The organism is Curvibacter lanceolatus ATCC 14669 (assembly GCF_000381265.1).
Lineage (GTDB): Bacteria > Pseudomonadota > Gammaproteobacteria > Burkholderiales > Burkholderiaceae_C > Curvibacter > Curvibacter lanceolatus.
In genome coordinates this window covers 73,917-86,080 of record NZ_KB906263.1, presented here as the reverse complement: position 1 = coordinate 86,080, position 12,164 = coordinate 73,917, and the positions used below count along the sequence as shown (strand labels likewise).

Below are 12,164 nucleotides of genomic sequence, written 5' to 3'. Positions count from 1 at the left end.
AAGTCTAAGAGAAGCACGAGCCGACCAGGCATGGTTCAGCCGCCTTCCTGTGGCACGGCGCGGGGCAGGTACTCTGTCAGATAGTCGAAATCTGGCCAGGGGAGGGCCCGGGTCAGACGCCACTCGGGTGCGGGCAAAGTTGGGCCGATACCTGTCGCGAAATGTTGATCCCGGACATCCTGGAAGAATCGGAGCCAATCCAAGCTGGAGGAGTCCCAGGGTTGTATCCATGTCCAGGGACGCCCCGCCAACCGTGCGGGGAACGCGCCCAGAGCGGGCGCTGCCACGGGCAGCCCCGCGCGCAGGCAGGCACTCAAGGTGTAGCTGTAGGTTTCTGGCGCTTGCACCGGAAACCAGACCAAGTCGGGCTGCAGCCAGGCCAGCAAGGCGGGCAGGTCGTTGCCTTGATAGCGGCCGTGCACGGTCAGATGGGCTTGCGGCTGAGTGCACAGGTCACGGTACGCATGCCCCAGCAGGTGGAAGTCGATCTCAGCCGCTTCGCGCGCCGCCAGCAACGCCACTTGTTCGAGCAGATCGGCGCCTTTCAGCACACTCAGTGCGCCGATCACGGCCACTTTCAACCGCCGTCCAGGGGCCTGCACAGGGGGTTGGGGAGACGGCAGCAGGGTCCCTGCAGGCAGGTCTGTATGAGGGGCCAGCCGCAAGCTGGCTTCCGGAACAAAAGATTGCAGCCGACGCGCCGTGTCCTGGCTGGGGGCCAGGATGAAGCGCATCTGCATCAGGATGTGGCGGTGGTCACGGTGCCATTGTTCGATGGACTTCCGGTCAGGCGCCGGGCGTTCGACCAGGCAGCGCTGGCACTGGTCAAGGCCTTGTTCGCCGCAGTAGCGGCCATTCGCGTCCACCAGGGACAACTGGGGGCAGAGGGGGTAGAAATCATGGGCCGTGAAGTCTGCGCTGACCTGCAAGTCTCTGGGCAGATTCAGAACGTCGCCCCCGTGGTCCATGAGATGGTGGAAGTGCACATGGACGACGCCCAACTGCCGCAACTCATCGCGCAGGCGCGCCGCATCGTCCGGCATCTGGAACGCTTCAAGAAAGCCCTCGGCGGGGTTCACGCAGCGCAGCGTCACCCGTCCGCCCTCGAAGGGTTGCAGCAGCAGAAAGTCGGCCTGTTGGGCCAGAAGCGTGGCCAGTTCCTGGATGTGCTGCAGCGTGCCACCGGCGCCATTGTGGCTGACGGCCAGCACCTTGGGTCTGCCCGTGGCGAGAAGCCGTGCCCGGTCGACGCGTTGCCGGGCCGGTCGGGCCGGGTCGCTGGCGACGAAACGCTGCACATCCTGCTCGTAGCCCGGGTGCAGGCGAATCAGGGTGCGCAGTGCCGCTCGTTCTCTTTCGTTCTTGCTGTCTCCGAAGCTCACGCCACCCCGATGCAGTACGAAGGTGTCCAGGGCATGCAGATGGCGCCAGCCGGCCTGGGTGGCGCGACAACAGAAGTCGTTCTCCTCGCCATACCCTTTGCCGAAATGGGCTACATCGAACTCGCCGACGACCCGCAACGCATCGCGCCGGATGTACATGCAAAAGCCGATTGCCGTGGGGATGTCGACACTCAGGCCGGCATTCAGATGGGCGAACAGTCGGTCCAGGTGGGGCGTGTCCAACCCTTCGGGCAGCGCATTGCCTTCGCAGAAGCGCGGGTAACTGCAGATCGTGGCGTTGTTCGAGAATGGTGTCACCGACGCGATCTGCACAGCGCTGTACGCCGCACGGCGCAGGCGGTCCAGCCAGTCGTTGGCAACTTCCGTGTCGCTGTTGAGCAGCAACACGTCATGGCTGTCGCTGCAGGCCATGCCTCGGTTGACGGTGGCCACAAAGCCCAGGTTTTCTGAGTTTTCCAGCAGGATCACATGGGGATGCTCGGCCTGCCATTCGCGCAGCCAGGCCGTGAGCGCAGGCTCCGGGCTGGCGTCGTTGATGACGATCAGGCGATAGGGGCTGTGCTGGGGGTGGGCCAGCACGGACAGCAGGCACAGACGGGTATCCTCCAGTCCTCGGTAGACCGGGACGATGATGTCGATCATGGGGGCGGCCGCGTCCGCCACCGGACCGGGTGCTGACGGGGCTGCGTCAGTTGCCACCCTCGCCGGCTCAGCCTCTGTCCGGCTTGCTTGGACACCGGGCAATGAGGGCGCGTGTCCGGAAGCGGGGGCAGGCAAGGCCGTTGAACGCGCTTTCGCTTGGGCCTTTCGCAGGCACCGCCACACCCGCCGCAGTAGCCCCCACACCCGTGATTCACTCGCAGGGTGTGCAGCCAGGCGGGCCAGTTCAAGGGCCTGCTCTGCCTGTTGCAGAGAGGCCTGCAACAACTGCAGCCGTTCATGGCGCTCAATGGCCTGCGTCCGCTCATGCTGCCATTCGTGCTCGATCGCCGCCAACTGTTGCTCCAGGGTTCGCGTCCTGCTGAGGTCCTTGGCCCAGGCCTGGCGCATGCGTGCCATTTCCACCTGGGTCGGTTGCAAGGCCTGCAGATGTTCCAGCAGTGCGAGGTAGTCGTTGGAAGCTGGCCAGCCCAGGCTCACCCGCAAGCTTCCGCCTGCGAGCCGGTGCCAGGGCAGGTCCCGGGGCAGTTCCAGCCAGGGATCATCTCCCTCGAGCACGGACAGCAGTCCTGAGTGCTCCGAAATGGCCGGGCTCAACGCGATCTGGTGACGCGTGCATGCATCCAGCGAGGCCAGGCCGCTCTGCTGGCAATCGGCGACCCAGACGGGCTGGCCCTGTGCATCCTGCAATTCAATTCGGTGCCAGCGCATGAAGCCCGGCCGGTCCGACGGGTCCAGGCGCAGCCCGCAAAGCGCTGGATCCTGTGGCAGCGGGTATGTCAGCGTCTGGAAGACCTGTCCGATCACCCCGGTACGCAGCGCTTTCTGACCTTCCTGGAAGCCGGTTCCGAGGTCCCAGTAAAGGGTGCTGCCAAAGCTTGGCGCTGTGGGGCCGGCCGAAGGGCCGGAGGTCAGCCGATGCGGCACGTCAGGTACGCAGGCGGTGATGAACTGGTAGGCCTGTCCATCGGGCAGGGCGCACAGGTACTGGGCCACGGCCGGGGGAAGCAGATCGAAGGCCAGCCGGAACTCGGTCAGCGGTACTTCCTTGTAGATGCTCTCCAGCCGGGTTGCGCCCCAGCCGTGCTCGGCCAGAAAACCAAGCCAACTGCGACGCGTGAAGAAGCGCAGGTGGGTGCGGTCCAACAACCCCTCTTCGCGGTAGGTGAGTCGGCCATCGAGCAATTCGCCGATCAGCCCGGCGTGGCCCGCATTCGGGATCGAGGCCAGCAACTGTCCCCTGGGCGCGAGGCAGTGGCGGCATTGGTCGAGCAGTTTCTCTGGCGCCCGCAGGTGCTCAAGGACATCCGCGCAGACAATCGCGTCGTAACGCTGGCCGCCCAGCAGCGTGGCCAGGTCGCAGGTCTCCAGGTCGACGACCTCGACCCGCCGGTACCAGGGGCGCGCGACCTCGGCTTCTGCGGGGTTGTAGGTCAGGCCATCGATCAGCTCGATACCGTGCGCACGCAGCAACTGTCCCAGCCCGCCAGCACCACAGCCCAGGTCCAGCACCCGTGCACCAGCCGGGATCCAACTGGCCAGCAAGCCCAGCGAGTGTTGTGTGTCGGGGGGCAGGGTGCGTTGGTAGACGTGCAATGGGGTGACTTGGGTATGCATGGGGCTGATTATCTCGCCCTGCCACGGCCCTCTGTGGTGGGTGCCACCGATGCCGGGGTGGCGCCGAATTAGAATTCGACATTCTTCGATCACAGATGCCGGCCAGGGCCGCGCACTTCACTCAATTCAAAGGGTATCCATGCAGGTATTGAAAGCCGTCACCGCGGACGCATTCGCAGGCAAGTCCTGGAAGCATCCAGGCAACTATCTTTATGCTGCCGGCTTGAACATCATCCCGGTGGTTGCGGCAGAACTGTCCAAGGCTGTGGCCCATCTGCCGTTGGCTTTTGTGGAGTTCGGTGGCCGTTGGCAATTGATGGCGGTGACTTCGCTGATACCGAACACCAACCTGCTGGTGGGCCCCCAGGGCCAGTGGCTCGGGCAGTACATTCCGGCCTCGATGCGCGGCTACCCCTTCGCGCTGGCCCGGCCTCAAGGTACCGATCACTTGGTCATGTGCACCACGGAAGAGGGCGACCACATCGTGGAAGCCGGGCAGGGTGCGCCGTTCTTTGACGCCTCGGGCCAGCCCAGCGCGGAAACCCAGCGTGCCATGAACTTCCTGGTGGAGTACGACAGCAGCAAAGTCCAGACCTGGCGTGCGATTGATGCGCTGGTCGCAGCCAAGCTGCTGGTGCCCTGGGAACTCACTTCCAGCCACAACGGGGTCGTCACTCCGGTCGAAGGCTTGTACCGCCTCGACGACGTCCGCTTCGGCGCACTGCCGCCCAAGACCTTGGCCTCGTTGCATGCCGAAGGGGCTGCCATGGTGGCCTACGCCCAGTATTTCTCGCGCGAACAATTCGGACGTTTGCAGGCCGCCGAACGCGAGCAGGCCCGTTTGCGCGCCCTGACAGCGGCGCCTGATGCCTGAGGCCTTGTTGCTCGACCTCTGTCGTTCCCGCTCGTTGATCAATGGCCGCGGCTGCGAGGCCTGATCGTCCATGGTTCTCCTGACGTCCCTGGCCTTCGTTCTGGCCTTGATTGCGGGGGGCTGGCTCGTGCGCCGCCTTGGCATGCCCGAACAGCCCTATGCCCCCGACAAACCCCAGCGCTTTCACGAGGGCGAGGTATCCCGTCTGGGAGGGGTTGCCGTTGGGGTGGGGGTCATGTCTGCCTGGCTGCTGGGGACCCTGCTGGATGGGCCCCTGCTCAAACTGAACCTCCACCTGTCAACCAAGACGGTTCTTCTGTGTTCGCTGGCCATCGGGCCCGCCTTGACGGTGGGTGTGCTGGAGGATTTGACGCAGCGTATTTCCGTCAGCGCTCGCTTGCTGGCCACGTTGGCGTCGGGCAGCTTGCTCTGCTGGGCCCTGGGGCTGTCCATCCATCGGCTGGACATCGCCTGGTTTGACGCCGGCTTGCGGGCCTGGCCCTGGGTCGGGGTGGCTCTGGCGGTGCTGGCACTGACGGGTCTCCCCCACGCCTTCAACATCATTGACGGTTACAACGGATTGGCCGGCATGGTGGCTATGCTGATTGCGTTGGCGATGGCCCATGTGGCGTTGCAAGTGGGGGACCGGGCGGTGGCGGCCCTGATGATGGCCCTGGCGGGTGCCACCGCCGGGTTTCTGGTCTGGAACTACCCGCGCGGATTGATCTTTGCGGGAGACGGAGGGGCTTACCTCTGGGGTGTGGTCATCGCGCTCGGGGCCGTTCTGCTGGTGCAACGCAACCCGCAGGTGTCGCCCTGGTTCCCGCCCCTGTTGCTCATCTATCCCGTGTGGGAGACGGTGTTTTCCATCTACCGCAAGGCCGCTCGGGGCCGTTCGCCAGGCTTGGCCGATGCCCTGCATTTCCATCAGTTGATTTTCCGCCGTCTGGTGCGTGGCGTGTTCCATGACGGGCGCGCACGTCAATTGCTGATCAGGAACAACCGGACCTCGCCCTATCTCTGGGGCTTCACGGCCATGTCGGTGCTGCCCGCCGTGCTGTTCTGGAAATCGTCACTGGCGTTGATCCTGTGCTGCGTGCTGTTTGCCGTCTGTTACGTGCTGGCTTACCTGGCCATCGTACGCTTCAAGATTCCGAATTGGCTGCGCCACTGAGGGGGTCGGCCGCGGGCGCCGCCGCCGCCCAGTCGCGCGGCCCTCTTCATTCCGGCAGAAGTGTGGCTGGCGGCAGGCTTTGCAAATGCCGTTCGTACATGCGCTCGTACAGGCGTTCGAGGTTGTGCGTGAAACGCGCGTTGTCGAACAGGGGGGCCTGGGCTCGCTGATCGACCAGTTGCGCCTTGAGTGCTTGCGCGCGGCCCGGAGTGCTCGCGATCTCGATGGCCAGGCGTTCAAATTCGGCACGGTCCTGGCATGCCAATTCGGGCAGGCCTGCGGCGGTGAGCAGACTGCCCGCGACCCTGCTGGCGAAGCTCCGACCCATGCAGGTGAGCAGGGGAAGCCCGGCCCACAGGGCATCCATGGCCGTCGCATGGGCGTTGTAGGGGGCGGTGTCCAGGAACAGGTCGGCGAGGGCGTATCGGGCCAAATGCTCTGCCTGGGTCGGTACGCGTGACGCAAAGACCAGGCGTTCGCCGGCGATTCCTCGGGCCTGCGCCAGACCGCGCAGCTTGGCCGCTTGTTCGCTTGCACCTTGCAGCCACAGCACCGAACCGGGACAGGCCTTCAAGATGCGCATCCAGCTATCGAACACGTCGGGCGTGAGCTTGCTGAGGTTGTTGAATCCGCAGAACACAAATACGTCCTCCGGCAACTGCTGGCTGGCACGGGTTGGGGCCTGCGGATGGATGGCGCGTCGCGTGTCATTGGGCATGAACTGATCAGGAAGGTAGGCAATCTGCTCTGTATAGGCCGATTGCCATTCCTCTGGAATCACTCGGAGATCGGCGATGAGGTAGTCCATGAATGGTGCACCCAGCGTGCCCGGGAACCCCAGATAGTTGACCTGGACCGGTGCCGCACGATGGGCAAATATGCCGGTCCGGTTGTTCAGCGTGTACCCCGTCAAGTCGATGGCGATGTCGATGCCGATCTGTCGGGCCATGTCTGCCACGTCGGCATCGGCCTTGTCGTGGACCTCCAGGTAGCGGTCAAAACACATGCGCACCCGGCGGTTGATGTCGTCGTTGTGGGCGGGTCCGATCGCGAAGGCAAACAGTTCGAACCGCTCACGGTCGTGCTTCTCCAGCGTTTCCAGCATGAGCAGGGACACCGGGTGTTCGCCGAAGTCGGCCGAGAAGTAGGCCACCCGGATCTTGTTGCGTCGAGGATCCCGCCGCGCAAATTTGGGCTTGGGCAAATCCCTCTGATTCGTCGCCAGTCCCCATTTTTCGGCCCCTTGTCGAAGCAGTGCCGGGTCGTCCAGAACCTTGCACAGCGTCAGGGGCTGGGTGTCGATATGGGCCTGATGAAGTGACTGTTCGAGTTCGGTGCGCAGGCGGTCCAGGTCGTCCCAATCGGATTGCATGAGCTTGACCTCGATCAGCGTGCCCAGCAGATTGCTCTGTTCCGGTGCCAGCCGCCGCGCCTTTTCCAGCATGAGACTGGCTTCTTCCAGCCGCTTCAAAGACAGCAGCATCTGCCCTGCGAACAAATGGGCGGGCCCCGAGTGCGGGTCGTGGCTCACGGCCCGCAGGTAGTAAGCCAGCGCTGCATTGCGGTCGCCGTCGTTCGCGCTGCGGTGCCCCTGCACCAGCAGTGCCTCGGTGTTGTACGGATCGGCCTGCAGCGCCTTTTCCGCGTAGTGCTGGGCCTTCACACGATTGCGCAGCACATGATGGGCGTATGCCAGCTTGGCAAGGGCGGCGCTCTGGTTGGCAGACTGCACCAGTGCTCGCTCGCTGTAGGCAATGGCCTCTTCGTAGTGCCCGCACTCGGTGGCCATGGTGGCCGCAATCAGCAGAAACTCGGCCTGCTGTGGATCGGCCTGGAGGGCCTGATCCAGTGCCTGCTTGGCCTGATCGTACTGGCGCAGGTGACCGAATGAGACGGCCAGGCGTGCCAGAGCCTGGGGCAGGCCCGGATTCAGTTGCAGCACTTTCTGCAGCATGGCGATGGCCTGGGTATGCTGCTGCAGGCTCTGACGAGCCACGGCCGCGTTGTACAACGCCTCCACATAGCCGGGGTTCAATCGGATCGCTTCCGCATAGTCCTTCAAAGCCAGATCGGTCAGCTTCAGTTCCTGCTGCACATTGCCGCGGTTGTTGTAGGCCTCGGCGTAGTCGGGTTTGAGCTGAATGGCCCGGGTGCAGCTTTGCAGCGCCTCCGGCAGGCGTCCCAGCAGGCGCAGCATGTTCGCGCGGTTGTTGTGAAAGGCTGGCTGTTGGGGCGCCAGTGCGATCGCCTGGTCCAGCATCTGCAAGGCCTGGGGCAGTTCACCCATCTGGGCCAGGCACACCGACAGCAGTTGCAGGGCATTGATGTCGGCCGGGTTCATCCGGCGCCATTGCTCGTAGCGCTGGCGGGCCTCGGGCAGGCGCCCCTGTTGGTGAAGTGAAATGGCCTGATTGAAGAGTTCCATGGGCTGGGCTGAAATGGGTCTGCAAGGCGCCCGCAGGCGCAAGGCCGCCATTATCGGCGTTGCTGACATGCTGGAGTCGTGTCGCTTGCGGCACAATTCCGGCTTGTCAGGGTGCATCGGCACCGACTGGCCTTGTTTTCGCCACCCCGTTGAGGCCTGTTGGGCCCAACCTCCACACTTCCAGTTCAGACCATGACCGAACTCCAATCCATTGCCCCGCGCGACAAGGCCGAGATCCTGGCCCAGGCGCTGCCCTACATCCGCAAGTTCCACGGCAAGACGCTGGTCATCAAGTACGGTGGCAACGCCATGACCGACCCGGCCCTGCAGGCCGACTTTGCTGAAGACGTGGTGCTGCTCAAGCTGGTCGGCATGAACCCGGTGGTGGTGCACGGCGGCGGCCCGCAGATTGAGACGGCCCTGAACCGCCTGGGCAAGAAGGGTGAGTTTGTGCAGGGCATGCGCGTGACCGATGCCGAGACCATGGAAGTGGTCGAATGGGTGCTGGCCGGCGAGGTGCAGCAAGACATCGTGGGCCTGATCAACCAGGCAGGCGGCAAGGCCGTGGGCCTGACCGGGCGCGATGGCGGCATGATCCGCGCGCAGAAGCTCAAGATGGTCGACAACCAGGACCCGAGCAAAGAGTACGACGTGGGCCAGGTGGGCGACATCGTCTCGATCGACCCCAGCGTGGTCAAGGCCCTGCAGGACGATGCCTTCATCCCCGTCATCAGCCCGATCGGTTTTGGCGAGGACAACGAAAGCTACAACATCAATGCCGACGTGGTGGCCAGCAAGCTGGCCACGGTGCTCAAGGCCGAAAAGCTGGTGCTGCTGACCAACACCCCGGGCGTGCTCGACAAGGCCGGCCAATTGCTGACCGACCTGACGGCCAAGCGCATCGACGAGCTGTTTGCCGACGGCACCATCTCGGGCGGCATGCTGCCCAAGATCGCCGGGGCGCTGGACGCCGCCAAGAGCGGCGTGAATGCAGTGCACATCATCGACGGCCGTGTGCCACACGCCATGCTGCTCGAAATCCTGACCGATCAGGCCTACGGCACCATGATCCGCTCGCATTGAGCCGCGCCACATCCACGCTGATGAGGATGGCATCGCCATGAGGCTGCTGTTGGTCGAAGACGATGTGATGGTAGCCAGCGGCATCAAGCTGGGCCTGACAGACGCCGGCTATGCCGTCGACTGGGTGGGCAGTGGCGAGCGGGCCGAAGAGGTGCTGCGCGCCGAGACCTTCGATGCTGCCATCATCGACATCGGTTTGCCCGGCATGAGTGGGCTGGACCTGACGCGGCGCCTGCGCCTGTCCGATGTGGCCAGCCGCACCATGCCTGTGCTGATCCTGACCGCCCGTGACGCCTTGCAAGACCGCGTGCAGGGGTTGGACCTGGGCGCTGACGACTACATGGTCAAGCCCTTTGAACTGCCTGAGTTGCTGGCTCGCCTGCGCGCACTGCTGCGCCGTTCGCAGGCCGCCACCTCGGCGGTGCTGAGCTTTGGCCCGCTTGAAATGGACACCGCCAGCCGCCGCGCCACCGTGCGTGCGGTGGTCGACGGCCAGGCCCGGCAGCAGGTGATCGACCTGGGGCCGCGGGAGTGGACGGTGATGGAGTACCTGCTCATCAATGCCCCCAAGCCGGCCAGCAAAGACAAGCTGCTGGCCGCCTTGACCGGCTGGGACAAAGAGATCACGCCCAATGCGGTCGAGGTCTACATCTCGCGCCTGCGCAGCAAGCTGGAGCCGCATGGCTTGGCGCTGCGTTCGATCCGGGGCTTTGGCTACCGCCTCGAACAGCAGGAGGGCTGAGCCCCATGGCCTCGGGCTTGCGCAACCGGCTGCTGGTGCTGCTGCTGGGGCCGCTGTTTGTGCTGGGCCTGGTCAACGTCTGGGTGGATTACCGCTCGGCCGACAGCGCCGCCGTGCAACATGACCGGCAACTGCTGCGCTATGTGCCCCTGCTGGCCGACTCGGTGCTGGCGCCGGGCGTGCAGGCCGGGGATCCGCCTGTGCTGCTGCTGGCACCCCCGGTGGAAGATTTTCTCAAGGGCCGTGCCGGGCTGGCGGGCTACAGTGTCAACGACCTCGAAGGCCACCTGCTGCACGGTGACCTTTGGTTGCCCGGTGCCACCGTGGCCACGGCCGAGCCCGAGTTCCACAGCACCGAGTACGAAGGCGTCACCTACCGCATCGTCTCGCAGCGGGTGCACACCCGGGCCGGCGACCTGATCGTGCAATTGGCCGATGGCTCGGACCCGCGCCAGCAGTGGCTCAGCACCTTGCTGCGCGTGCTGCTGCCCAATGGCGTGCTGATGGTGGCAGCGGCGCTGGCCGTGAGCTGGGCCGTGGGCCGCGCCTTGCGGCCCCTGACCGAACTCACCGAGGCCGTCAGCAAGCGCTCGCCGCAAGACCTGAGCGCCATCGACGTGGAGGCCTCGCCGGCCGAGGTGCGCCCCTTGGTGGCCTCGCTCAACCGGCTGTTCGATCTGGTGAATGCGCAGTCGGCCAGCCAGCGCCGTTTCATTGCCGATGCCGCGCACCAGTTGCGCACCCCTTTGGCTGGCCTGCAGGCGCAGGTTGAGGCCTGGGCCCAGGTGCTGCAGACCCGGCAACGACTGCGTCTGGGCGTGTCGGGGGCCGACACGGCGCCGGCCAGCATCACCCTGAATGCCGAGCAACTCGACAAACTGCGCCAGGCCACGCGGCGCACCTCCCAACTGGCCAACCAGTTGCTGGCGCTGTCGCGCGCCGATGCGCGAGCCATGGAGGCACAACCCATGCAGCGGGTCGACCTGCTGGCCTTGTGCGAATCGCTGCTGGAGGCCCATCTGGACGCCGCCACCGCACGCGGCCTGGACCTGGGCCTGGCGGCCCAGCCGGCCCACACCACCGGGCATGAGTGGCTGCTGCGCGAGTTGCTGGGCAACCTGATCGACAACGCCATCCGTTACACCCCGCGCGGTGGCAGCGTGACCATCCGCTGCGGCCTGTTGGTGGTGGGCGATTCGTCGTTGCCTTACCTGGCCGTGGAAGACGATGGGCCAGGCATTGCACCGGCCGAACGCAACCGGGTCACTGAGCGGTTTTACCGCGTGCCGGGCACCCAGGGCGAGGGCAGTGGGCTGGGCCTGGCCATCGCTCATGAAATCGCCCGCGTGCACCACAGCAGCCTGGAGCTGTTGAGCGGCCCGGGGCAGTGCGGTTTGCTGGTCAGGCTGGTGCTGCCGGAGCAGACCGCCTAGGCGAAGCGAAGGGCCGGTGTGCGAGAATCATTCGAGCCCTTCTTCCATGCCGATGTCTGAACCGCACGAACTCCCCGCCGCACCTGAAACCGATGCCCCTCCGGTCAGCAGCGAGGCCGACGCCCCTGCGGTCCGCAAGCGGCCCCGCCCCGGTGAGCGCCGTGTGCAAATCCTGCAGACCCTGGCCAGCATGCTGGAGCAGCCAGGCGCTGAGCGCATCACCACGGCCGCACTGGCGGCCCGCATCGGGGTCAGTGAGGCGGCGCTGTACCGCCACTTCGCCAGCAAGGCGCAGATGTTTGAAGGCCTGATCGATTTCATCGAGCAGACCGTGTTTTCGCTGTCCAAGCAGATGATCGAGCGCGAAGCCAGCGCCAACCCCGACCCCGCCACGCTGGGCCACCGCCAAGCCACCCGGGTGATCTACCTGCTGGTGCAGTTTGCCGAGAAAAACCCGGGCATGGTGCGTGTGATGTGCGGTGATGCGCTGGTGTTGGAGCACGAACGCCTGCAGCAGCGCATGAACCAGTTTTTTGAGCGGCTGGAACTGACCTTTCGCCAATGCCTGCGCCCGCAGGCCGAGGCCACCGGTTCGGCCAAGCCCTCGGTGCGCTCGCAGGCCCAGGCCGCGGTGTTGACGGCCTTCATCCAGGGGCGTTTGCAGCGCTATGCGCGCACGGGCTTCAAGCGACTGCCGTCGGAGCAGTTGGAGGGCGCTTTGGAGTTGCTGCTGGCTTGAAGTGGCCGGCCCCC

Annotated in this window: 8 protein-coding genes; 6 read left to right on the top strand and 2 right to left on the bottom strand. The window is 65.1% G+C overall.

What is annotated here, in order from left to right; all coding sequences use genetic code 11:
* Positions 1 to 35 precede the first annotated feature (35 nt).
* Positions 36 to 3,680, bottom strand: coding sequence for a methyltransferase domain-containing protein (locus F624_RS0118980; RefSeq protein ID WP_084679564.1), 3,645 nt, complete (start codon positions 3,678 to 3,680; stop codon positions 36 to 38).
* Positions 3,681 to 3,819: 139 nt separating this feature from the next.
* On the opposite strand from F624_RS0118980, the gene F624_RS0118975 reads away from it, so the two are divergent.
* Positions 3,820 to 4,554, top strand: a complete 735-nt coding sequence (locus tag F624_RS0118975) for a SapC family protein (RefSeq protein ID WP_019575923.1) — start codon at positions 3,820 to 3,822, stop codon at positions 4,552 to 4,554.
* Positions 4,555 to 4,624: 70 nt separating this feature from the next.
* Positions 4,625 to 5,728 (top strand): MraY family glycosyltransferase, encoded by a 1,104-nt coding sequence (locus F624_RS0118970; protein WP_019575922.1) that lies wholly within the window; start codon positions 4,625 to 4,627, stop codon positions 5,726 to 5,728.
* 46 nt (positions 5,729 to 5,774) lie between these two features.
* Here the strand turns inward: F624_RS0118970 and F624_RS33540 are convergent, their stop codons facing one another.
* Entirely contained in the window at positions 5,775 to 8,153 is a 2,379-nt protein-coding gene (locus tag F624_RS33540; RefSeq protein ID WP_019575921.1) for a tetratricopeptide repeat protein, read from the bottom strand.
* Between the two features lie 192 nt (positions 8,154 to 8,345).
* Between F624_RS33540 and argB the strand changes: the two genes are divergently transcribed.
* The 4 genes from argB to slmA are packed head-to-tail and all read left to right on the top strand — an operon-like array spanning position 8,346 to position 12,150.
* Entirely contained in the window at positions 8,346 to 9,236 is an 891-nt protein-coding gene (gene argB, locus F624_RS0118960; RefSeq protein ID WP_019575920.1) for an acetylglutamate kinase, read from the top strand.
* 37 nt (positions 9,237 to 9,273) lie between these two features.
* A complete protein-coding gene (locus tag F624_RS0118955; RefSeq protein WP_019575919.1) occupies positions 9,274 to 9,978 on the top strand; it encodes a response regulator transcription factor in 705 nt (234 codons plus the stop codon).
* A gap of 5 nt (positions 9,979 to 9,983) precedes the next feature.
* Complete coding sequence (locus F624_RS0118950) at positions 9,984 to 11,411, top strand: sensor histidine kinase (RefSeq protein ID WP_019575918.1); 1,428 nt, start codon at positions 9,984 to 9,986, stop codon at positions 11,409 to 11,411.
* Positions 11,412 to 11,463: 52 nt separating this feature from the next.
* The gene (gene slmA, locus F624_RS0118945; protein ID WP_019575917.1) at positions 11,464 to 12,150 is read left to right on the top strand and encodes a nucleoid occlusion factor SlmA; all 687 of its coding nucleotides are present in this window, start codon (positions 11,464 to 11,466) and stop codon (positions 12,148 to 12,150) included.
* The last annotated feature ends 14 nt before the right edge of the window (positions 12,151 to 12,164 follow it).

Coding starts and splice junctions, on each gene's coding strand:
- F624_RS0118980 (WP_084679564.1), bottom strand. CDS start 3,680: ATGCATACCCAAGTCACCCCATTGCACGTCTACCAACGCACCCTGCCC.
- F624_RS0118975 (WP_019575923.1), top strand. CDS start 3,820: ATGCAGGTATTGAAAGCCGTCACCGCGGACGCATTCGCAGGCAAGTCC.
- F624_RS0118970 (WP_019575922.1), top strand. CDS start 4,625: ATGGTTCTCCTGACGTCCCTGGCCTTCGTTCTGGCCTTGATTGCGGGG.
- F624_RS33540 (WP_019575921.1), bottom strand. CDS start 8,153: ATGGAACTCTTCAATCAGGCCATTTCACTTCACCAACAGGGGCGCCTG.
- argB (WP_019575920.1), top strand. CDS start 8,346: ATGACCGAACTCCAATCCATTGCCCCGCGCGACAAGGCCGAGATCCTG.
- F624_RS0118955 (WP_019575919.1), top strand. CDS start 9,274: ATGAGGCTGCTGTTGGTCGAAGACGATGTGATGGTAGCCAGCGGCATC.
- F624_RS0118950 (WP_019575918.1), top strand. CDS start 9,984: ATGGCCTCGGGCTTGCGCAACCGGCTGCTGGTGCTGCTGCTGGGGCCG.
- slmA (WP_019575917.1), top strand. CDS start 11,464: ATGTCTGAACCGCACGAACTCCCCGCCGCACCTGAAACCGATGCCCCT.